Origin of the sequence: Pontibacter sp. HSC-14F20, from assembly GCF_019599265.1 — a bacterium.
Lineage (GTDB): Bacteria > Bacteroidota > Bacteroidia > Cytophagales > Hymenobacteraceae > Pontibacter.
This window is the reverse complement of record NZ_JAHZTC010000022.1, coordinates 1-22,772: the sequence shown is the minus strand read 5'-3', so window position 1 is coordinate 22,772 and position 22,772 is coordinate 1. Positions and strand designations below refer to the sequence as shown.

The window sequence follows — 22,772 nt, the reverse complement described above, 5'->3', positions numbered from 1 at the left end:
GTTAATCTTTTTGGAATGAATATTGCTATCCACATAGTGAAGATTTAATATCATTCTGGCTCAAAATTACGTTAATATATTATACTATTGATAAGGTTTTGCGCTATTGTGTTTATATCTTTGATATAGAAGCATTTTAGAAACACAGAAGGCCATGAAAAAATTAAACATATACACCGCAATAGCCCCTGTGATTGCACTTTTCGCAGTTGGTTGCAGCAGCCCGGTAGCTATGCAATCGACGGAGTATGATGATATGTATTACAGCTCATCAGACCGTACCGAATATGTGCAACCTCAGGCACAAGCTTCCCAACAGCAGCAGTACGCTCCTGCAGAGGAAAATCAGCAGGCCGCTACTGGTGATGTGACGCAAAACTACGCCGCCGATGAGTACTACGACGGTCGTACCTATCGCCCGCAGGCAACCTGGAATAACACGAATTATGCTTATGTAGATCCTTATTGGTCAAGTGCTTATGTGCATCGCCGGGTAAGTCCTTTTTATGATCCCTACTACTACGATCCTTTCTATGATCCCTTCATCTACGATCCGTTCATGCATAGAGGAAGCGGATTGCGTGTAAGTATCGGATTAGGTATGGGCTGGGGCTCTGGCTGGAACCGCTGGGGACATCATTACGGTATGTATGATCCATTCTGGGGCAACAGGTACGGGCCATATAATAACTACTATAGCGGCTACTACCATGGGTATAACCGAGGCTATTACGGCGGAAACCGCTTTATATATGACCGTCCGGTAATTGTGCAGCAGCGTCAGGTGCAGTACGGGCCGCGTGGCGAGCGCAGTGTTGTGCCGGCAACAGGCAACCCGGAGCGTGTAGTGGGCCGACCAAACCGATCAGAGTCTACCAGAAACGAGCAGCGTGCCACACAAGGTGCTGATTATGCCCGCCCAGGTAGAACAGAGCGTGCCACTGGCAATACAAATGTGAGAGGTCAGGAAATTAAGACAGAAGAAAACACGGGTCGTACTTTGCCAGCCAGACCAGCCACTACAAACCGTGGTTACGATCCGCAAAGCGGCCAGGTGAGACCATCGCGTCAGCAGCCGGAAGGGCAGCAGCCAGTGCAGCGCATCAATCAGTCCAGAGAGCGTAACGTATCGCCAGCTACGCAGCCACGACCAGTGGAGCGCCAGCAGCGTATACAGCAGCCTACGCAGCGCCAGGAAAGAATACAACAGCCGGTGCAGCGTCAGCAGATTCAGCGCGAGCCGGTTCAGCGTTCACAACCAAGCTACCAGCGTAGCCAGCCGGTGCAACGTTCGCAGCCAAGCTATGAGCGTAGTGCGCCGGTACAGCGCTCACAGCCGAGTTACTCACCACCAACCAGAAGTTCCGGTACATCTAGTCCGCCAGTACGTTCTAACTCGAGCGGCTCTAACTCAAGCGGCGGTGGCCGTGGAAACAGAGGAGGAAACTAAACACAAACCCACTAATCCATGAAAATTACCAAGATTGTTTCGGCCAGCCTGGCACTGATGCTGGGCTGGGGCGGGACCGCTTTTGCCCAGGACGAGGTAGACGCACTGCGCTACACCCGTTACGGTCTCACCGGATCCGCACGCATCCAAGGTATAGGAGGAGCACAAACAGCACTCGGAGCGGATGTGTCTACCATGTCTTCAAACCCCGCCGGACTAGGAATGTTTAGGCGCTCGGAATTCAGCATTACGCCAGGCCTTGGCTTCTCCACTTCAACAGGACGTGTCGGGGGCATTTCTACTAATGATGAGCGTAACAACGTAAGTGTGCCCCATATCGGCCTTGTGTTTGCTGACCGACAGTCCAACGAAAACAGCGACTGGCGCGGTGGCACTTTCGGTATAAGCTTCAGCAGACTCAATAATTTTAATAACAGAACTTCATACCGCAACACCGCCGGCGGACAAGATCCGACTATAGTGGAGTACTTCACTGAACAGGCAAACCTGCGTGGCCGCACGGAAACCGATTTAAATAATGAGTTCGACAATGGAATTACGAGCTTGGAGGGCCTGGCATTTGGTACCTTCCTGTTTGATTTTGACGAAGACGGTTTTGCTATACCTACCTATCGTGAGGGTGATATCAGTCAATCAGAAGAGATCATCAGAAGAGGATCTCAGAACCAGATCGATATAGCGGGTGGTACCAGTTACCGCGACAAAATATACCTGGGAGCTTCGCTTGGTGTGGTCACTTCTGACTTCAGACAGGAGCGTATATTCAGAGAAGCGGAAGGAAGTGCCAATTCTGATTTTACCAGTCTGGAGCTGCGCGACGAATACAGAACACGCGGCACAGGCGTTAATCTGAAATTAGGTATAATCGCTCGCCCTTCCGACGTTATCCGATTAGGAGCTTCGATCCAGACTCCGACGCTGTACAACTTCAATGATACCTATCAGCGGTCCATGTACAGCCAGTTTTTGCCAGGAGAAAATTATGATGAAGCAGAGCTTCCGGGCGAGTTCTCTTATAAGTTGAAAACACCTTTCCGGGCATCGGGTGGGGTAGCTTTCTTCCTGCAGAAGTATGGTTTTATAGCAGCTGACATTGAGTATGTAGATTATGCCAATGCCCGTTACTCCGAAAGTGATGATTTTGGGGGTAATAGCAGCTATTTCAGCAACGTGAACGACCGCATATCTGGCAATTATAAGTCAGCTCTTAACTTTAAGATAGGAGCGGAGGGCCGCTACGAAGTGTTCCGTTTCAGGGCAGGCTATGCCATTACCGGCGACCCATACCGTAACGCTGATTTTGACGGCAAAATAAACACATTTACGCTGGGCACAGGTATACGCCTGAACAAGTACTATGCTGATATTGCCTTTACTAGCTCAACAGCCAATAGCCTGTACAGTCCGTATAACTTCAGCGATCCGTCTGTATTTGTGCCGGTGGTAGATGTTGAAGATAAGCTCAATACGGTGCTGCTGACCTTCGGCTATAACTTCTAAGCAAGATTTTTTTCCTGTTTTCAGAAAGGCGGCAATTCCGAGAGGGAAGCCGCTTTTTTGTTGGGCTATACCTGTGTGCGATATGGTTTTGGCAGCAAGGTATGGCAAAACCACATTATTCTGATAAATTAGCAAACTAAACGTTAATAACCCTTATACACATGCATATCAACCTTAAAACCAATTTTCTGGCTGTGGTGCTCCTTTGCTTCACCTTTGTGGCGCAGGCACAGCAGAAGAAAGAAGTCACGCTGGAGGACATCTACCGAAAGGGCACCTTCTCGGCTAAATCGGTGTACGGCGTCAACTGGATGAACGACGGCCGCTACTACAGCTCACAGGTAGCCGACGAGAAAAACAGCGTGAACGACATTGTACGCTACGACGTGACGACAGGCCAGCCGGTGAACACGATCATTGAAGGCGAGGATCTGAACCCGGAAGGCAGCAACAAGCCGATCAAATTCGATGGCTATACCTTTAGTTCAGACGAGAAAAAGGTGCTGTTCTCTACCGAGCGCGAGCAGATCTACCGCCGCTCTTCCAAGGCGGAGTTTTATGTGTATGATATCGCCTCCAAGAAACTGACCAAATTGAGCAACGGCGGCAAGCAGCTGTACGCTACTTTTTCTCCTGATGCCAAGCGTGTAGCTTTTGCGCGCGAAGGCAACATGTTCTTCGTGGACCTTGCCAGCATGAAGGAGACGCAAATCACCAACACAGGTAAGTTTAACTCCATTATCAATGGCTACGCGGACTGGGTATATGAGGAGGAATTCTCGTTTGCACAGGGCTTTCACTGGTCACCAGACGGCTCTAAGATCGCTTTCTATACCTTCGATGAGACTAACGTTCCGGAGTTTAACATGCAGATGTGGGGTGAGCTATACCCGCAGGACAACAAATTCAAGTACCCGAAAGCCGGTGAGGCCAACTCTATCATAACCGTATCGGTGTACAACGTGGGCAATGGCCAGACGGTGAAGATGGATACCGGCAACGAAACGGACATATACCTGCCGCGCATCAAGTGGACCAACGACAGCAACTTGCTTTCAATCCAGAAGATGAACCGCCTGCAGAACACGCTGGAAATCCTGCACGCCAACGCCACAACCGGCAAAACCAACGTGGTGCTGAAAGAGACAGACAAAGCTTACATCGACATCACCGACGACCTGACATACCTGAAAGATGGCAAGCACTTCATTCATTCTTCTGAGAAAGACGGCTTCAACCACCTATACCTGCACAACATAAACGGCAAGCTGGTGCGCCAGATCACGAAGGGCAACTGGGAAATGAGCAGCTACATCGGTTACGACGAGAAGAACGACCGCTTGTTCTACATGTCAACCGAGGTGTCTCCGCTGGAGCGCCACCTGTACAGCATCAACAGCAAAGGCAAGAAGAAAACCCGCCTGACTGAGAAAGCCGGTACGCACCGCGTGAACATGAGCAACGACTTCAAATACTTCCTCGACTACCAGTCAGCTGCCAACGAGGTGCCTACAGTAGGTCTGCATACGGCCAAAGACGGCAAACTGGTGAAAGTGCTGGAAGACAACCAGAAACTGAAAAACACGCTGGCCCAGTATGATATCGCCAAGCAGGAGTTCTTCACCATGAAGACTCAGGACGGCACGCAACTGAACGGCTGGATGATCAAACCAACTGATTTTGATCCAAACAAGAAGTACCCGGTACTGATGTTTGTGTACGGTGGCCCGGGCTCGCAGACAGTAAACAACAGCTGGGGCGGTGCAAACTACCTGTGGTACCAGGTGCTGGCCAACAAGGGCGTTGTAGTAGTGAGCGTGGATAATCGTGGTACAGGTGCCCGTGGTGCTGAGTTCAAGAAAGTGACTTATGCAAACCTTGGCAAGTACGAAATTGAAGACCAGATAGAAGCGGCCAAGTGGTTGGGCAACCAGTCGTACGTAGACAAAAACCGCATCGGCATCTGGGGTCACAGCTATGGCGGCTACATGACTTTGCTTGGTCTGACGAAAGGAAATGGTGTGTTTGCAGCAGGTATATCTGTGGCTCCGGTTACGAACTGGCGCTATTACGACACGATCTATACCGAACGCTACCTCAAAACACCACAGGAGAACGCATCGGGTTACGACGATAACTCACCGCTGTTCTTCGCTGACAAACTGCAGGGCAAGCTGTTGCTGATCCACGGAACCGGCGATGACAACGTGCACTTCCAGAACGCAGTAGAAATGCAGGACGCCCTGATCAGCGCCAACAAGCAGTTCGAAAGCTTCTACTACCCGAACCGTAACCACGGTGTGGGTGGCGGCATCACCAGCCTGCACCGCTTCAAAATGATGACCGATTTCCTGGAGCGCAACCTGATCAACCCAACAACAGAGTCGCAGAATCAATAAGGAATAATTATACCTGAACAAAGAGGCCCGTCATTAATGGCGGGCCTTTTCGTTTAGGTATAGGTAATATTATAAGTGAAGTGGCTATTAAAATGAGTTGACAGCTGAAGGTATACAGCGTATATCTGTTAAATTTATGATAGCTATACCTGTTCACTATGAAAAAACTACTTTTCCTGATCTTGCCGTTTTTACTCTACGCTTTTCAAGGTATGTGTCAGAAACGTGATAAAGCGCTTGCTGAGCTGGTAGAAGCTGAAATAAGCTTTGCAACAACTTCTGTGGAAAAAGGTATACGGGCGGCTTTTCTGGAGTATTTGGCAGATGACGCGATTGTGTTTCTGCCCGAACCGGTGAACGGCAAAGAGGGCTATGGCAGCAGGCCGGAAAGCAGTACCAAACTCTCCTGGTATCCCGTGTATGCTGATATCTCCAGCTCCCTGGACTGGGGCTATACCACCGGACCTTACGAAGTTAGAGCCAAACCGACGGAGGAGCAGCCGGCAGGAGCGGGCTTTTACCTGTCGGTGTGGAAAAAACAGTCTGACGGGCAGTGGAAAGTAGCCATCGACCATGGGAGTTCTTATCCGGTAGATCAGGTAAAGCCGGAGGTATACAAGCCAACTGCTGGCGTTAAAGCAAGCAAAGGAACAGAGCAAAGCCTGCTACAGAAAGATGTGCTGCGGGTGCAGCCTTATGACGACGAAACCCTGATTTACCGGGCGGGTCAGTACCCTGTCAGGTATAAGGAGCTGCGTATAGAGCCTGCCGGGAACATTAATTATACCACCCTCGGGCACGATATGTCATCAGCAGCTGATCTGGCCTATACCTACGGCAGCTATACCCACAACAGTGGCAAACAGGAAGAAACCGGCTATTACCTAAAGGTATGGAAAATGTTGGACGGTAACTGGAAACTGGCAGCACACAACCTGGTGCCGAACAAAAAACAGTAGCAAGGGCCTAGTCTGCCGAATGGATCCTGCCCGGCAGCTGCCGGATGTGCTCGTGCAGCCGCTGCCTCTCTTCGGGCGTTACCGGAAGTTTTTTTATCTCGTCCTCAAGTTCCTGTCGCTCTTCCTGCGTCCAGGTGGCGGTCGAATGACCGGATTTCTTTGCCTGCATCTTATCGAAGAATATCTTAATGAAGGTGGCTATGTCGTCGGCGTTGCCAGTGAGGCGGTTCAGCACGGCCAACAGATCCCTGGCGAAGCCGTTGCAGGTGCGGTCAGGGTAGCGCACCGTATGGTCTATCTCGCTCCAGCCCTCCTCGAAAAGCGTGCGCAATTGTATCTCTACAAAATAACGCTGGCGGTGTGGCTGTGTACTGATGACATAGTGGACTGCCCTGTAGCCCAGCGGATGCCGCCGGAGAGTACATCCTCCCTTCTCCAGCTCTTCCACAAGCATGCCTGTATCGCATTCGTGGATGTAGGCGACCGGCGGGCGTTTCAATGGCCATACCTCCTCTATGTACTGCCCCAGGCTGCGCCACGATTCTTTGTACAGGTATAACACCCGTATGCCTACCAGGTCATTTATCCAGTCGAGGTAGCTGTGGTGGTCAATAACCCGTTCGGGATATTCTGCTTTTTTGCGGATGACTTTGCGGAGCAGGTGGAGCGGGTCTTTTATCCTATACCTGATGGCCTGAGCACCCGGAGCTTGCAGCAGGGTATTGGCTGTTATCTGGGAGATGGCATTAAGATCATATTTCCGAGTCAGAAAATCATTGTAGATGGCCACCAGCGTGTGCGGGTTTATACCTTGCGCACATAAATCCTCCTGGCTCGTTTTCAGCGCAGTGAGTATATAGGAAAGTGTGACACTATGGATAGACATGCTCGAGCAGTTTCAGGCCATTGTATAGCTAGTTTTACGCTTGAATGTGATAATGGCACAGCTTAACAGGTATAAGTTCTATTCTTTCAGGCCCAGTTGCGCATTGATGAGCGGTGTTTTAGGCGCCAGGAAAAAACCGGTCAGGCTGGCGAACATAATGGGAATGAAATGATGGAAACCAGTCAGGGTAGACAGTAGGATGATGGTGCTGATGGGCGTGCGGGTAACACAGGCGTTGATAGCTGCCATACAGCTTACCATAATCAGGGGCAGGTTCTGACCAGGGAAGGCCGTGTTCACAATCATACCCACCGTAGCGCCCACAAAAAACAGCGGAATAATGAAGCCCCCGCGCCAGCCGGAAGTAACTGTGAAAGCGATAGCCAGAATCTTAGCACCCAGCAAAATGAGCAGGAATTGAAGCGAGAATTGCTCTTCCAACAGTATGTTCAACTCATCGTGACTGAAGTAACGGGAAAGGGGCACATAGTAGGCGATGGTGCCAATCAGCAGACCACCTACGGCCATCTTCACATAAATCGGTACGCTGAATTTTCTGAACATATTCCTGCATTGGCGCACCGTGAAGATAAACAGCCAGCCCGCTGCCGTACCTGCCAGTGCATACAGCATGGCGTAGAAAAAATCGTTCAGTTCAGGAGTGGAGTATACCGGGAAATTCCAGGTAGGGCCGATGCCAATATGGGTAATCAATATAAATATGACGTAGCTGGAGCAGCTGGCTACAAACGCAGGTATAAGTGCCTGGTAATACTCTACTACGTGTTTGTGGTGCAGAATTTCGAGGGCAAAAAGGGTGCCGCCAAGCGGGGCGCCGAAAAGTGCTGTAAAAGCGGAAGCCATACCTGCAATGGTGAGCGAGCGCAGGTCTTCTCCTCTTATTTTGAGTTTTTTGGCAATCCAGGTGCCTGTAGAGCCCACCACCTGTACCAGCGGTGCCTCGGGGCCGGCGCTACCACCACTCGCTATACACAACCACGAGGACAGAATCATGGAAGGGTTGTTCTTGGGTTCCAGGTGCCCGCCTTTGAAACGGATGTTGTTCACGATGAGGTCCATCTCGCCGGGGTCGCCAAGGTAGTGGATAATAAGACCCGCCAGCAGACCAGCTGAGGCCATCAAAGGGATAACCCAGAGCCCTTGCACCGGCGCAAGAAAATGCATAAAGCCCTCCAGCACCATCCAGTAAAGCCCCGCTATCACGCCTCCCATGATGCCAATAGCTACCCACAGGAGGAAGATCTTGCTGAATACAAATGGGTTAAACTGTAAAGGATAGTTAATCTGGTTCCGTAGCGTAACAGCCAGTCTTCTTCTTTTAAAGTCCATCCTGCAAAAGTACGGAGAAAATCAGGTGGAGGTAAAGGCAATAAGGATTCAGTAGGTGCTGATTCGGATATTTCTATCCGAATCTAGTAGAGGAGCCCTGTCCCTAACTGCTGCGGGTCTCCAGACCCGCGTGTGCCGGTACACGGGGATTAGGAAATCCTCTATAGTCTACTTTCGGATTCATAAATCCGAAAGAGCATCTGCTTTATGTCGCCCCCTTCGACTCGCGCCTTGAGTGTGTTCTCAATGACAACAAAGGTATAGCTACAGCTTCACACAAACATTCTGCGGTTCAGTAAAGAATCTTAACGCCTCAAAGCCACCCTCACGTCCTACACCAGAGTTTTTCATACCGCCGAAAGGTGTGCGCAGGTCGCGTAGGAGCCAGGTGTTTACCCAGATGATGCCCGCATGTACCTGGTGCGCGACGCGGTGGGCACGCTGCAGATTCTGCGTCCAGATGGTGGCAGAGAGGCCGTAGTCGGTGCAGTTGGCGTATTGGATGACTTCTTCCTCGGTGTCGAAAGGGGTGAGTGTAACGACCGGGCCGAAGATTTCTTCGGTGTTGGTGCGGCAGTTGTAGGGCAGGCCTTCGATGATGGTCGGGGCGATGAACCAGCCGTTCTGGCAACGTCCTTCGACCTGCACCTGGTGTCCGCCTGTGAGGATGGTGCCGCCTTCTTGTTTGGCTAGTTCGATGTAGGAAAGGACCTTTTGCATGTGCTGTTCGGAAACCACCGCACCCATTTTCGAGGCTTCTTCCATCGGGTCGCCTACTTGCATGGCCCTCACTTTCTCCACAAAAGCGTCGCGGAATTTCTCGTACAGCGGACGCTCAATGAAAATGCGGGAACCGCACAGGCAGATTTGCCCCTGGTTAGCGAAAGAAGAATGAATAGAGGTATGCAGCGCATTATTGAAATCGCAGTCGGTGAAGATAATGTTCGGGTTCTTGCCACCTAGCTCCAGCGACAGCTTCTTGAACATCGGAGCAGCCGTGGCCGCAATGGTGCGACCTGTGGCAGTGCCGCCTGTGAAAGAGATAACGGGTACTTTAGGATGCGCCGTCATAGCTGCGCCTACTTTGTGGCCGTAGCCATGCACGATGTTGAGCACACCCGCCGGCAAGCCCGCTTCGATGCAGATTTCTGATAGCATGTAAGCTGTCATGGGTGTCACTTCAGAGGGCTTCGCTACCACACAGTTACCAGCAGCCAAGGCAGGAGCAATTTTCCAGGTGAACAGGTATAGCGGCAGGTTCCAGGGCGAAATGCAGCTCACCACGCCATGCGGATGGCGCACGGTATAGTTGATGGCGTCGGTTCCTTCCATGTAGTGCGCCTCAGAAGCGAAATGTTGGATGGCCGTACCATAGAAGCGCATGTTACTACTGGCCCTAGGTATGTCCACCGACTTGGCCAGTTTCAGCGATTTACCATTGTCTATCGATTCGGCTTCGGCTAGCTTGTCCAGGTTCTGGTCGATGAGGTCGGCGATCCGCATTAAAATCTGCCCCCGCTTCTCGGCAGGCGTGTTTGCCCATGCTGGGAAAGCCTTGAGAGCCGCCTGCACCGCCTGTTCTACGTCCTGTTCATCGGAATCAGGTATAAGCGAGTATACTTCGCCCAGCGCTGGGTTGTAGTTGTCGATGTACTGCCCCGCCACAGGCATTACCAACTGGCCGTCTATGTAGTTATGTATGTGCTGCACGAGGAGTAATTAGAAATTCAAAATTAAAAATGCGCGGGATTAAGAAAACAATCGACAATTATCAATCAACAATTGAACGCTACAAACTCCCCGTCCTGCCCCCATCAACCGGCACATTAATGCCATTGATATAAGCTGCTGCTGGCGTAGCCAGGAACGCTGCCGCTGCAGCTACTTCTTCGGGTTCGGCGAAGCGGCGGGCTGGAATTTCGGACATCATTTCTTCTTCTACCTTATCTACGTCGCTGTCGGTTTTTTTCGCTTTGTTAACGATGATGGTTTCAAGACGACCCGTGCGGGTAGCGCCGGGGAGCACGTTGTTCACGGTAATGCCAAATTGCCCGAGCTCGTTCGCCATCGTCTTCGCCCAGCTGGCCACGGCGCCGCGTATGGTGTTCGACACGCCCAAGCCTTGTAGCGGCTGTTTCACGGAGGTGCTGATGATGTTGATAATACGGCCGTAACCTGCCTTTTTCATCAGCGGAATCACTGCCTGCGCCAAATTGTGATTGTTAATCAGGTGCATGTTGAAAGCACTCAAAAACTCTTCTTGCTTGGCGTTTATAATCGGTCCACCTGCTGGGCCGCCTGTATTGTTGATGAGGATGTGCACCTGCTCGTGTTGCTGCAGGTATACCTGCAGTTGCTCCACCAGCTCCTCCGGTTTGCTGAAATCGGCCACCAGATAGTCGTGTTGCTGACCTTTGCTGCTGTCGAGTTCCTGGGCTGTTTCCTGTAGCTTGGCTTCGTTGCGGGCCACCAGTGTTATGCTGGCACCCAGTTGCGCCAGTTCTGCAGCGATGGCTTTGCCTATACCTTGTGTGCTGCCGCACACGATGGCTCTTTTATCCGTCAGGTCTAAGTTCATAGCTTAAAGATAAGCAATTAAAAGAAAAACCCATTCTGTACATTAATCAGGGTGCCTTCACGGGAGTAGGCGGCGGTGCCCGTGAGCACAATGCGGTTGAAGAGCGAGAACCAGATGCCGCCGCCATAGGCCTGGTTCCAGCCGCCTACGTTGTTGGTGCGGGTCCAGACGCGGCCTGTGTCGTAAAGGCCGAGCACACCTACTTTGCCAGGGAACAGGTATACACGGTAGTTAAGCAGGGCTGCACGCATCTCGAGGTTGGTGAAGAAGCTGCGGTCGCCAATAAGGCGGGTCTGGCTGTAGCCGCGAATAGTTTGGCTGAAATCGGGCAGAAGGCCGCCACCCAGCATGTTGCCCTGGTAGAAAGCGTAACGGCCCGTATTGATGCCACCGCCTATGCGGCCCGCAAACGTGAGCTGGAAAGGCAGATTCGGACTCATGTAGTAGCGCACTTCGTAGGTATAGCGGCTATACCTGCCGCTGGTGTTGGCCACCCCCTGAAACCAGTTGCCCCGCAGGTCTATCACTAGTCCGCGGCTCGGGTTGTTCTCGTAGTCTCTCGCATCGGTCCTGAAAAAGGCAGTGGCGCCGAGGTAGCTGCGCTGTCCGAATGCATCCTGCCGATTATCAGGCAAGAAATCCTGCACCCAGATGTTGCGGCGCTCGCTCAACCTGAAGTACTCCAACACAGGTCCTGCCCCGAGCGAGAAGAACGTGCCGAAAGGCTTTTGCAAAGCGACCGAAATATGGGCATTGCTCAGCTCTACCCGTTGGTTAAGCGGTGCATCAGTCGGTGCTGGCCTGTTGCCATAGCCGCGGTACTGTATACTATAATAGGGGGCGTATACCCAGGCGCGGCTCACCAAATCAAGGTCGAAGAATAGGTCTTTGATTTCGCCTTCATGGAAAATGCGGGCCATACCTGTTTTGAGGGAGCGCTGGTAAAGCAAACGTTGCACGCCGCCTCTGGCGCTTGTTCTGAACTTGTAAGGCCTGTACTGCATGCCAGCGCCCAGCACCAGCCCGTCGGCTGTGTTGTAAATAACCGTGAAATTAGGCCCGAAACGGGTATAGCGAAACTCGTCGGAGGCAGGACTGTTGATGAGGTCGCCTGTGGCAAAGTCTTCATAAGTGGCGCGGGTGTTGTCGATTACTTTCTTGTCGCCGACGGGGTTGCGTAAGGTATAGGAGATGCTGCTGTTGCCCAGGCTATCGGAAAGGGCATACTGGTAGCGGCCGTGCTCTTTATAGCCAATCACACGCACTTTTATGTCGCTGCCCGTTTCGCCCGTGACGCTGAATTCATCGTCGCCCCCGAAACCGTAGAGGCGGACTTCTTTGGTGTGCTCAGGAGAAAAGGTACGGGTATAGAGCGTGTGGCTCGGGTTGTCGGCGGCGGTCATGGTAATGCGTGTGTCGCCGTTGGCCAGTCGCTCAATCTCAAACAGCTCTTTCTTTTTGCTGCCAAACACATCCACGTAGCGAGCCAGTAAATGGGCGTATTCTTCGGCTACGCGGGGCAGCTGCACCCGTCGGGCTTTCAGTTTCTGGACCAGCTCGTCGCCGTGCAGCGGGTATACTTCGGGGGGCATCTGGTGCACGGCATTGGTCAGTACCTCGTCGGTAAGCACCGCCTCGAGGCTGTCGGCTATCTGCACCCAGTCGGCAGGGGTGAGGCTACCCAACAGACGGCGGTCGAGGTCTTTGGCAGCCATGTTCAGGCCTTTCAGGTTCTGGATTTTATAGCCGAAGTGCTGCAACTCCTGCACACCCCAACTGCGAGTGGCCAGCCACGGAACGAAACCATCGAAAGCGAAAAAGGCATTGTCGCGCACCTTTGGTATAGGCAGGTATAGCGTGCGGCCGTTCGCCTCGGTCAGACTCCACTCGTAGTTGTCTTCGTATCGATCCCAATCGCCGATCAGCATGTCGAGAAGGCGGGCTTTGGCGAAGGCACGGGCATTTACCTGGTGCAGGTGGTCGTCTTCGAGGCGGTGCAGCATGGCAGTGTAGCTCAGTTCCTGCACATCATCGGCATCCTGACCCCTATGGCCCAGGCGGTAGTCTTCGGCATCAAATTCCAGAAAACCCAGGCGGTTGCCGAAAGGCGCTTTGTAAGGCTCCAGGCAATCGATGTCGGGCAACAGGTGCAGGGCGGGAGAGGAGGCCAGCAACCCAGCGGCTTTCTCGAGCTGCGTGGCAATAAGCGGTGCATAGGGGTGCTGCGAGGGTAGCCACGTTTCGGGTACCGACTGTATAACCTCCGAGCCACGGTACTGTTGCGGCACAGTGCGCAGGGCGTCGCGTAACAAAGGGCGGAAACGGTATTCGTAGCCTTTGGCGCTGCGGAGGCGCAGGCTGTTGCGGTCGCGGTCTTTGGTGAGGCCAAATGGACTCAGTCCACCACCCACAGCACCTATGTCGAGGTAGGTGACACGCACAGGAGTGGCCCATTCTTTCGCGTAATCGTTTTTGAGCAACACACCAGCCAGCGCGTAGGGTTTTTTTTTCGGGTCAGCGGGCCTGAACTCCACAGGCTCAGTTTGGAGCGTATCGGTACAGGCGGCGGTGGCAGTTGCGTCCTGACGAATCTGGTCGTAGAGCTTGCCGCGGTAGTTTACCTGGCCTGTGTCGCCGTCGCCCTCAGGCGACCAGAACTCGGTCCATACCTCACCATTGTTGTAGTAAATCACTTTCACAAAGCCCTTCTCGCTATGAGCAAAGGTGGCGTTGTTCTCGACATCCACAGGCGCCGTTTTACAGCCTGAGCCGCTGAGAATGTGGATGTACTTGTCGATTTTGTGCAGCTGCAGGTTGTGGTCGTGGCCTGAGGTATAAATGATGTTGTCGTAGCGGTTGAAAAGTTGCTCCATGCGGCTGATGAGCAACTGGTAGCGGTAGTGCGGAATGTCCTGATCCACGCCGCCCAGCTGGCGGTAAAACGGGTATAGTGAGCCGATAACGGGCAGCGGAATCAGGAGCCCGTCGCGCATGAGGCGCAGCGGGAAAAGGTGGTCCATCACGGTATAGAATCCACCGTGATTGCTGTTGCTCACAAACGGATGGTGCCCTCCAATGACGATGTGTTTGCCTTTATTGGCTTCGAGCGTCTGCTCCATCTGTTGCAGCATTTCGGTTTCGGTGCCCGCGCCGCAGCCGCTGTCGGGGCCGTAGGGTTTTTCATGTTTGTGCAACCACCAATGGGTGTCTATACCGATGAATATCACATCGTCGCTCACTTGTTCCACATAAGGGCCAGGACAGCCGTTGTCGGGCACAAAGGTATTGCCCTTGTTGATGCCCGCCTCGATGTACTGCTCTTGGCGGCGTATCTTCTCTAGTCCTTTGGGGCCCATGTAGTCCCAGTCGTGGTTGCCAGGCACGAAAAACACGCTGCCCTGATGGTTATCCACTACTTTTATCAGCTCGTTGAGGCGCTTCTCGTCCTGCTCGCGAGTCTGGCTGCCCTCTTCCGAAAGTCCGCTGTGATACAGGTTGTCGCCCAGCGCTACTAATGTGCTCTTAGGGTCACGGTCGAGCTGCGATTTTAGTAATTTGAGGGTAGGTTCGGTTTTATTCAGTTGCGGAGCCCCCGCGTCGCCCAACAGGTATATGGTATAGGCAATGCCCGTTGAGTCGGGCAAAGAAAAGTGCTGCCAGTTGCCCGCACTGGGCCCGTAGTAAATACTGGGGCTACAAGCGGCGGTGCAAACCAAGATATAAAGGAGTAGGTAACGTAAAAGTCTGGTCATATGGGTAAGTATAGGCTTACCCTTTATACTTTGAAGTACCCTGCAGGTATACACAGGAGGTATAAAATGTTGCCCTATACCTGAAATGCTTTGTCAGATATGTGCTGGGCTGTGCGGTATTTGCCAATTGCGTGTAATTCTCGTACATTCAAACTATCAACCTAACCCGATAAAGCTATGGCCATACAGCGCGCTTTCAATTTTAAACAGTGGATAGAAGAACACCGCCATTTGCTGAAGCCACCCGTAGGCAACCAGCAGGTATACAAAGGAAACGACGATTTTATTGTGATGGTAGTGGGCGGACCCAACGCCCGAAAAGACTATCACTACGATGAAAGCGAGGAGTTTTTCTATCAGGTGGAAGGCGATATTGTGCTGAAGATTATAGAAGATGGCAAGCCCGTGGATATTCCTATCAAAGAGGGTGAGATTTTCCTGTTGCCAGCAAAGGTGCCACACTCTCCGCAACGCCCAGCCAACACGGTTGGTCTGGTGATTGAGCGTTATAGAAGAGAAGGGGAGAAGGACGGTTTTATGTGGTTTTGTGAGAACTGCGGTAACAAGCTGCACGAGGATTTCACGGAAGTGACGGATATTGTGAAGCAACTTCCTGTAATTATGGGGAATTTCTGGGATAATGAAGACTTGCGGACTTGCAAGAAGTGTGGTGAGGTATTGCAGCCGCCAGTTAAGCCTGCGTAACTGTCTTTTAGACTGTGTCCGAGACACGAGTCGAAGGAGGCAAGCGTAGCTGGGGTAGGGCCTCCCGATCTGAGAATCTAGATGCCGCTTTTGGCTAACGAATATCAGGATAGCCGACGTAAAATCTATAAAATGTGTATCTTGTTGGATTGCTTTACTTGGCCGTACGCTGTATAGCCGCTTTTTCGTTCCTTTACCAGCATGCAAAACCCAAAGCCTGACCTCTCTATACCTGCCGAAAACAATCTGTTCAAGATTGATATCCACACGCATATCCTGCCCGCCACCTGGCCCGATTTGCGGGAGCGCTATGGCTATGGCGGTTTCGTGAGGCTCGAGCACCACAAGCCGTGCTGCGCCCGCATGATGATGGACGACAAGTTCTTCCGCGAGATTCAGGACAATTGCTGGGACCCCAAAGTGCGCATGCACGAGTGTAGTCATCACCAGGTGGGGGTGCAGGTGCTGAGCACGGTGCCTGTCATGTTCAACTATTGGGCAAAGCCGGAGCATACCTACGATCTGTCGCGCATGCTCAATGACCACATCGCAGGTATAGTCGCCGACTACCCCGACCGCTTCATTGGCCTTGGCACCATTCCGATGCAGGACCCCGATTTGGCAATTAAAGAGCTGGAGCGTTGCATGAAGGAATTGGGTATGGCAGGTATACAGATCGGTTCGCATATCAACGACTGGAACCTGGACGCACCCGAGCTGTTCCCAATTTTTCAGGCGGCTGAAGAACTGGGCGCAGCCGTGTTTGTACACCCTTGGGATATGTACGGCAAGGAGAAAATGAGCAAATACTGGCTGCCCTGGCTCGTAGGTATGCCCGCCGAAACCAGTCTGGCGATTTGCTCCATGATTTTCGGCGGTGTGCTCGAGCGTTTGCCAAAGCTGCGGGTAGCTTTTGCGCACGGCGGCGGCTCCTTTCCGGCTACCATTGGCCGTATTGTGCACGGTTTTGAGGTGCGCCCCGATCTGTGCGCGATTGACAACAACGTGAACCCACGCGAGTACCTGGGCAAATTCTACTTCGACTCACTTGTGCACGACCCGCAGGCGCTGGAGTACCTCGTGAATCTGGTGGGCGTCAACAGCATTGCCCTCGGCACTGACTATCCTTTTCCTCTCGGCGAACTGGAGCCCGGCAAATTAATTGAATCTATGCCTTACGATCGCGCCACCAAAGACCGCATGCTGCATGGCACTGCCCTGGAATGGCTTAATCTGGAGAAGAGCCTTTTTGTGAAGGACTCAGTGGATATTTCGAAGGCTAAGGTCTAAAACCGGAGTTCCTTTCCAGCAATTGTTTCGGTATTCTCTCCTCTGTAAAGGTCTATTTTACTTGCGTATACCTCGTGCCTTCTTTATAACAAAAGATGTGCGGTGTAGATAGTGCAAGTATCTGGGAGTTGGATTATATTTGCACCCGAAAATTATAATCCTACCTTTTTTATGAAACTCAAACTTATACTCTTTCTTCTATTCTTTCCGGTTGCTCTCTATGCCCAGATCCAAAGCCAAAAGGGGGTAATAGCCCTGAAAAATGGAGATAACCTGACAGGATCCATCACTTATTTTTACGACGAGCCCAATGAAATACGCTTCTCCGGTGAGCAGGGTGCCAAGCAAGTATTTACTGCAGAGCAGATCTCTGAGATAAAGCTCGATAACGGTGAAAAGTTTGTTGCTAAACGCTATACAACGAATGCTGATAGTGTCTCTCTGGTGCTGAAAGTGCTGATCGAGTCGCCTAAGGTTTCACTCTATAAAAGAGAAGAGAATTCATCAGAGTACTACTATGTATCCAAAGACAATGCATTGCATAGACTCGAGAATAACAACGTGTATGAGAACCAGGGCGGCAAAAAGTATTTGCGGAAAGACCATAAGTACATTGGCACGCTCAGTTCGCTGCTGTATGACCGCATGGACATTGTGCAGCAGTTGGAGAAGACAACTTTGAAAGAAGGTAGTCTGACTAAGATAATTCGGGAATACAACCAGGGGGAGGCTAGCTACGAGTGGCAGGGTAATAAGAAAGCCGGGAAAGAACCGAACTGGGTCTTTTTTACGCAATACAGCAAGTATGGCTTCAGCAAGAACATTCCGATTGAAGCACGTGGCTACGGAAATATGGCTGGTCTTCAGTATTACTTCTCCAAACACAGCAGGCATTCTATTAAGGCGTCTATAGACTACTCTTCTTATAGATTTGGGGAAGAGAAAGCGCATTCGTATGCCTTGGGTTTGCGGTACGAAATGGCCTTTAAGAAAGCAGAAAAATATAGCGCTTATGTGCTCGTTCACCTCCTGGATGCTGGCTACGTGTCTTATAGCCACCCTGAAGAAGGCTATAATGAAAACGGACTCCGGGCTGCACTCCGCCTTAGCCCCGGTCTCGGATTTGAATCGAAACTATTTCCAAGAATGGCTGTTTATGCCGAAATCAACCACCTTTTGGTTCTGGAAGAATTGCCAAGATCATTCAGCATTGGCCTGAAGTATGATTTTGGGAAGACAAACTGGAAATAACATGGCCGTTACCGGGCGAGGGCTTAATAAACTTTGCCCAGTTATTTTCTATCTTCGCAGGAGATGAATTAAGGGGCTGACGCCGCCTTTTGATAACACCCATACCCGCACAACAAAAATGAACTATCAGAATAGCCTTGCCTTTGCGCAGGAACAAGATAACCTCGACCCGCTTAAGCATTTCAAAGATCGCTTTTATTTTCCGCAGGTAAACGGCCGCGACGCTATTTACTTTTGTGGTAACTCACTTGGTTTACAGCCAAAGTCGGCGCAGATGTACATCGACAACGAGATGTATAAATGGGCGAACTACGCTGTAGAGGGACACTTTAAAGGTGAAGACCCTTGGTTCAACTACCATAAGTTGCTAACAGATGGCGCTGCCCGTGTGGTGGGAGCCAAGGCGCAGGAAGTGGTGATCATGAACCAGCTCACTGTGAACCTGCACCTCATGCTCGTGTCGTTTTACAGACCGGAGGGCAAGCGCATCAAAATCATTATGGAGGGCGGGGCTTTTCCGTCGGACCAGTATGCGCTCGAGACGCAGGTGAAATTCCATGGCTATACCCCGGAAGAGGCGATTGTAGAGTTGTTCCCGAGAGAAGGCGAACACACGCTGCGCACCGAAGACATCCTGCAAAGCATACGCGAGCACGGTGACGAACTGGCGCTGGTGATGATGGGTGGTATCAATTACTACACCGGGCAGGTATATGACATGCAGGCCATCACACAAGCAGGGCACGAAGTGGGTGCTGTGGTAGGTTTTGATCTGGCGCATGCCGCCGGCAACATACCTATGCAGCTGCACGACTGGGGTGTGGACTTTGCCGTGTGGTGTACCTACAAGTACCTCAATTCAGGACCGGGCGGTACCTCGGGTGTGTTCGTGCACGAGCGCCACGCCAACAACCCGGATCTGCCGCGTTTTGCCGGCTGGTGGGGCCACGATGCAAGCGTGCGCTTCCAGATGAAGAAAGGCTTTATACCCATACCTGGTGCTGAAGGCTGGCAGCTAAGCAACGCCCAGATTCTGCCAATGGCTGTGCATCGTGCTTCACTAGAAATTTTTGACGAAGCAGGTATAGCAAATCTGCGCGCCAAGAGCGAGAAGCTGACAGGCTACCTGGAGTTCCTGATTAATGACGTGCAGGTGAGCAAAGACGTGCTCGAGATGATTACCCCACGCGACCCGCAGGCCCGCGGCTGCCAGATATCGCTCCTTGTGAAGCAAAACGCCCGCGAGTTGTTTGATAAACTAATGGAAGCCGGTATTATCGTGGATTTCCGTGAGCCGAGCGTGATTCGGGTTGCACCCACGCCGCTTTACAACAGCTTTGAAGAGGTATACCGCTTCTCCGAAATCCTGCACGCCTGCCTTGAAGGGCATAGCTAAATATAAGCAATTCCAATAGCCGGGCAGAGAGTTTGTAACCACCATCTACTGCTCAGAGTAATAAGTTACGCAAGGGCATGTGCTGCTTCTGCCGCCCACTTGTGCGGATATGCACGCGAAAAGACCTTTCCGGAAGATTTCAAAGAAATACGATATGCTGCTTATGAGCAAGACAAATCCGATTTGATAATATTTTAGATCACTTTAGGCTAATAAATGGGTGTTGCGTTTGAAGATATACTTTTAGCCTCCTCTATTTTGCTCTTCATCAGTATTCTGATTAGTAAGAGCCTGGGCCGGTTTGGGGTACCGGCTCTATTACTATTTCTTGCGGTAGGTATGCTGGCCGGGTCTGAGGGACTTGGCAAGATCTACTATAACGACCCACAGACAGCCCAATCGCTGGGCACGATCGCACTTACGTTCATTCTCTTTTCCGGTGGCCTGGACACACGCTGGGAAAGCACCAAACCCATTTTGTGGCGGGGTGTAGTTCTGGCCACCATCGGAGTTTTTATCACAGCCATTGCGCTCGGCGGCTTCGTATACCTTGTCACTGACCTTACTATCTTAGAGAGTCTGCTTCTTGGCTCCATTGTGTCGTCTACCGACGCGGCGGCAGTGTTTTCCATTCTCCGTTCCAAAAACATCGGGCTTAAAAACAACCTCAGGCCTACGCTGGAGCTGGAGTCGGGCAGTAATGACCCAATGGCCTATTTCCTGACGATAAGCTTCACCTTTCTGATACTGAACCCGGAGGCGAGCATCTGGCAGCTTGTCCCCATGTTTTTTACGCAGATGAGCATTGGGGCCGTGTCAGGTATAGCCATGGGCCGGATTATGGGATGGGTAATCAACCGGATCAAGTTAGAGCAGGAAGGCCTATACCCGGCGCTGACCATGGCGATGGTAATCTTTACCTACGCTTTCACAAATCTGATTAATGGCAACGGTTTTCTAGCGGTATACGTGGCAGCGGTTATGCTTGGCAACCGTAACTTTATCCACAAGCGCAGCCTTACCAAATTTTACGATGGCGTGGCCTGGCTGATGCAGATCCTGATGTTCCTTACGCTGGGCCTGCTGGTTTTTCCATCGCAAATGGTGCCCGTATTGGGAGTAGGACTTCTGATTTCGCTATTCCTCATCATTGTGGCACGTCCTCTGAGTGTGTTCCTGAGTTTGGCCTTCTTTAAAAACACGATACAGGATAAGCTCTACGTGTCGTGGGTGGGCTTGCGTGGTGCTGTACCGATCGTATTTGCTACCTACCCCATGCTGGCGGGGGTGGAGCGATCCGGTATGATTTTCAACATTGTGTTTTTCATCGTACTCACCTCCGTTATGGTGCAGGGCACCACCCTTGCGCTTGTGGCCAAGTGGCTAAACCTGGGCGAAAGGGATAAAAGACTGAAGAAGCACCAGTTTGACCTGGAGATGGAGTACGATCTGAAAAATGAGCTCACCGAAATAGAAGTTCCTAAAAATAGTCCTGCGATTGGCAAAACACTGGTAGACCTTCACTTTCCTAAGGGAGCATTAATTGTGCTGATCAACAGGAGCAAAAAGTTTGTGACACCAAATGGGGCTACCATCCTGGAACCCAACGACATACTCTTTGTGATGACCGACAATGACGATGAGCTGGTAAAGGTAAATGAACTGCTTGGCTACGAGGTAGAATAGGGCAAATGACGCTGTAGTTAATGTTTAAACGGCATCTTAAATGCAAAAGCCTTACTTTTGTAGAGCCATAGCGCATTCATTTTAAACCCTTTACCTTTTATCATGAACACTACTTATTCGAATGATCAAATCAGTAGCTGGACATTTGACCAATTGTTGAACCTCGGCGTACCTGAACAGGCAGCAACCTACATCAACTTGCTGGTGCTAATTACCGCGACAGCTATTATCGTATACCTGGTTGATTTCCTAGCTAGAAAAATATTTGTAGGCACAGCCCAGAAGATTGCCGCCAGATCCAACACGAGGCTGGTCGAGTATATGGCACGCAACAGAGTAGTCGTATACCTGGCCCGCATCGCACCACTTATCATTGTAGTGCAGGCTATACCTATCATATTTGCTGATTTCCCAACCTGGGTATCGCCGCTCATGAAGCTCACCGACATCTACCTGATTATGCTTTGGATCTGGGTGGCGCGCGCACTGCTGCGCACCGGCAAGGACTTCCTCAAAACCACCGAAACCTTTAAGGACAAGCCTGTTGAGAGTTTTATGCAGGTGCTTACTATCTTTCTGTACTTCATAGCTGGCCTGCTTATTTTCTCTACCCTCACCGGCAAAGACGCCCTGACCTTCATCACGGCAATGGGTGCGGCTTCGGCTATTCTGATGTTGGTTTTCAAGGATACCATCATGGGCTTTGTAGCCAGTATACAGGTTTCGTCCAATGACATGGTGCGCATTGGCGACTGGGTAACGATGGAAAAGTATGGCGCCGACGGCGATGTGATTGAGATAAACCTGAACACCGTGAAAGTGCAGAACTTCGACAAAACCATCACAACTATACCTACTTACTTTCTTATCTCTGACTCGTTTAAAAACTGGCGGGGCATGCAGCGCTCGGGTGGCAGACGTATCAAGCGCTCTGTGTACATCAAAATATCCAGCATCCGTTACCTGTCTGCCGAAGAGGTGAGCCGCCTGAGCAAGATTCAGCTCTTGAAAACCTACCTGGAGGAGCGGCAAAGTGAAATAGACCAGTTTAACCAAGACAACGAAATCGACAAGAGCCTTTTGATCAACGGACGCAGTCTGACTAATGTGGGTGTTTTCCGGCAGTATATAGATGCTTACCTGAAAACCCACCCGAAAACCCACAAGGGCATGACCATGATGGTGCGCCAGCTCGAGCCAACCACTACCGGTATGCCGATTGAGCTATACCTGTTTGCCAACAGCATTGTGTGGGTGGAGTACGAAGGCATTATGGCCGATATTTTTGACCACTTGCTGGCAGCGGTTAAGTACTTCGACCTGGAGGTATTCGAAATGCCGGCGGCGGACGATGTACGGAGCCTGCATTTCAACCCGGTTGCCGCAACCAATGTTCGCTTCCCTATGGCAGAAACCATGCAGAACTAGTACACAGTCAATTTAGTCATTAGGTATCACTTTAGCATACTGAGAAGCCATCTTTTCCCTGGCCTCCTTGACTGTGAAGCTCCAGTGGATTTTTACTTGTTTCTCATTTCGTTCTTCTATC

Annotated in this window: 15 protein-coding genes; 10 read left to right on the top strand and 5 right to left on the bottom strand. The window is 51.3% G+C overall.

Annotated elements, in window-relative coordinates:
• The first annotated feature begins 154 nt into the window (after window positions 1-154).
• The 4 genes from K3G39_RS17700 (at window position 155) to K3G39_RS17685 (ending at window position 6,329) form a co-directional block, all read left to right on the top strand.
• Complete coding sequence (locus tag K3G39_RS17700) at window positions 155-1,450, top strand: hypothetical protein (RefSeq protein ID WP_220627508.1); 1,296 nt, start codon at window positions 155-157, stop codon at window positions 1,448-1,450.
• Between the two features lie 18 nt (window positions 1,451-1,468).
• Window positions 1,469-2,971: an OmpP1/FadL family transporter gene (locus tag K3G39_RS17695; RefSeq protein ID WP_220627507.1), complete on the top strand. Its 1,503-nt coding sequence runs from the start codon at window positions 1,469-1,471 to the stop codon at window positions 2,969-2,971.
• A gap of 161 nt (window positions 2,972-3,132) precedes the next feature.
• Window positions 3,133-5,370, top strand: a complete 2,238-nt coding sequence (locus K3G39_RS17690) for a S9 family peptidase (protein ID WP_220627506.1) — start codon at window positions 3,133-3,135, stop codon at window positions 5,368-5,370.
• Between the two features lie 158 nt (window positions 5,371-5,528).
• Complete coding sequence (locus tag K3G39_RS17685) at window positions 5,529-6,329, top strand: hypothetical protein (RefSeq protein WP_220627505.1); 801 nt, start codon at window positions 5,529-5,531, stop codon at window positions 6,327-6,329.
• Between the two features lie 7 nt (window positions 6,330-6,336).
• Here the strand turns inward: K3G39_RS17685 and K3G39_RS17680 are convergent, their stop codons facing one another.
• From K3G39_RS17680 to K3G39_RS17660, 5 genes are all read right to left on the bottom strand, one after another.
• Entirely contained in the window at window positions 6,337-7,215 is an 879-nt protein-coding gene (locus tag K3G39_RS17680) for a RelA/SpoT domain-containing protein (RefSeq protein WP_220627504.1), read from the bottom strand.
• Window positions 7,216-7,293: 78 nt separating this feature from the next.
• Window positions 7,294-8,565, bottom strand: coding sequence for a chloride channel protein (locus tag K3G39_RS17675; protein WP_220627503.1), 1,272 nt, complete (start codon window positions 8,563-8,565; stop codon window positions 7,294-7,296).
• Between the two features lie 264 nt (window positions 8,566-8,829).
• Window positions 8,830-10,275 (bottom strand): aldehyde dehydrogenase, encoded by a 1,446-nt coding sequence (locus tag K3G39_RS17670; RefSeq protein WP_370627283.1) that lies wholly within the window; start codon window positions 10,273-10,275, stop codon window positions 8,830-8,832.
• Between the two features lie 79 nt (window positions 10,276-10,354).
• Window positions 10,355-11,143 carry an SDR family oxidoreductase gene (locus K3G39_RS17665; RefSeq protein ID WP_220627502.1) on the bottom strand — a complete coding sequence of 263 codons (789 nt, stop codon included), beginning with the start codon at window positions 11,141-11,143 and terminating at the stop codon, window positions 10,355-10,357.
• 17 nt (window positions 11,144-11,160) lie between these two features.
• Window positions 11,161-14,895: a BamA/TamA family outer membrane protein gene (locus K3G39_RS17660; RefSeq protein ID WP_220627501.1), complete on the bottom strand. Its 3,735-nt coding sequence runs from the start codon at window positions 14,893-14,895 to the stop codon at window positions 11,161-11,163.
• Window positions 14,896-15,072: 177 nt separating this feature from the next.
• On the opposite strand from K3G39_RS17660, the gene K3G39_RS17655 reads away from it, so the two are divergent.
• The 6 genes from K3G39_RS17655 (at window position 15,073) to K3G39_RS17630 (ending at window position 22,651) form a co-directional block, all read left to right on the top strand.
• Window positions 15,073-15,600 carry a 3-hydroxyanthranilate 3,4-dioxygenase gene (locus K3G39_RS17655; protein ID WP_220627500.1) on the top strand — a complete coding sequence of 176 codons (528 nt, stop codon included), beginning with the start codon at window positions 15,073-15,075 and terminating at the stop codon, window positions 15,598-15,600.
• Between the two features lie 201 nt (window positions 15,601-15,801).
• Window positions 15,802-16,890 (top strand): amidohydrolase family protein, encoded by a 1,089-nt coding sequence (locus tag K3G39_RS17650; RefSeq protein WP_220627499.1) that lies wholly within the window; start codon window positions 15,802-15,804, stop codon window positions 16,888-16,890.
• A 171-nt stretch (window positions 16,891-17,061) separates the two neighbouring features.
• Entirely contained in the window at window positions 17,062-18,141 is a 1,080-nt protein-coding gene (locus K3G39_RS17645) for a hypothetical protein (RefSeq protein ID WP_220627498.1), read from the top strand.
• Window positions 18,142-18,259: 118 nt separating this feature from the next.
• Window positions 18,260-19,537, top strand: coding sequence for a kynureninase (kynU, locus tag K3G39_RS17640; protein WP_220627497.1), 1,278 nt, complete (start codon window positions 18,260-18,262; stop codon window positions 19,535-19,537).
• Window positions 19,538-19,753: 216 nt separating this feature from the next.
• Window positions 19,754-21,223, top strand: coding sequence for a potassium/proton antiporter (locus K3G39_RS17635; RefSeq protein ID WP_220627496.1), 1,470 nt, complete (start codon window positions 19,754-19,756; stop codon window positions 21,221-21,223).
• A gap of 102 nt (window positions 21,224-21,325) precedes the next feature.
• On the top strand, window positions 21,326-22,651 hold the full coding sequence (locus tag K3G39_RS17630; RefSeq protein WP_220627495.1) for a mechanosensitive ion channel family protein: 1,326 nt from the start codon (window positions 21,326-21,328) through the stop codon (window positions 22,649-22,651).
• The last annotated feature ends 121 nt before the right edge of the window (window positions 22,652-22,772 follow it).

Coding starts and splice junctions, on each gene's coding strand:
- K3G39_RS17700 (WP_220627508.1), top strand. CDS start 155: ATGAAAAAATTAAACATATACACCGCAATAGCCCCTGTGATTGCACTT.
- K3G39_RS17695 (WP_220627507.1), top strand. CDS start 1,469: ATGAAAATTACCAAGATTGTTTCGGCCAGCCTGGCACTGATGCTGGGC.
- K3G39_RS17690 (WP_220627506.1), top strand. CDS start 3,133: ATGCATATCAACCTTAAAACCAATTTTCTGGCTGTGGTGCTCCTTTGC.
- K3G39_RS17685 (WP_220627505.1), top strand. CDS start 5,529: ATGAAAAAACTACTTTTCCTGATCTTGCCGTTTTTACTCTACGCTTTT.
- K3G39_RS17680 (WP_220627504.1), bottom strand. CDS start 7,215: ATGTCTATCCATAGTGTCACACTTTCCTATATACTCACTGCGCTGAAA.
- K3G39_RS17675 (WP_220627503.1), bottom strand. CDS start 8,565: ATGGACTTTAAAAGAAGAAGACTGGCTGTTACGCTACGGAACCAGATT.
- K3G39_RS17665 (WP_220627502.1), bottom strand. CDS start 11,143: ATGAACTTAGACCTGACGGATAAAAGAGCCATCGTGTGCGGCAGCACA.
- K3G39_RS17660 (WP_220627501.1), bottom strand. CDS start 14,895: ATGACCAGACTTTTACGTTACCTACTCCTTTATATCTTGGTTTGCACC.
- K3G39_RS17655 (WP_220627500.1), top strand. CDS start 15,073: ATGGCCATACAGCGCGCTTTCAATTTTAAACAGTGGATAGAAGAACAC.
- K3G39_RS17650 (WP_220627499.1), top strand. CDS start 15,802: ATGCAAAACCCAAAGCCTGACCTCTCTATACCTGCCGAAAACAATCTG.
- K3G39_RS17645 (WP_220627498.1), top strand. CDS start 17,062: ATGAAACTCAAACTTATACTCTTTCTTCTATTCTTTCCGGTTGCTCTC.
- kynU (WP_220627497.1), top strand. CDS start 18,260: ATGAACTATCAGAATAGCCTTGCCTTTGCGCAGGAACAAGATAACCTC.
- K3G39_RS17635 (WP_220627496.1), top strand. CDS start 19,754: ATGGGTGTTGCGTTTGAAGATATACTTTTAGCCTCCTCTATTTTGCTC.
- K3G39_RS17630 (WP_220627495.1), top strand. CDS start 21,326: ATGAACACTACTTATTCGAATGATCAAATCAGTAGCTGGACATTTGAC.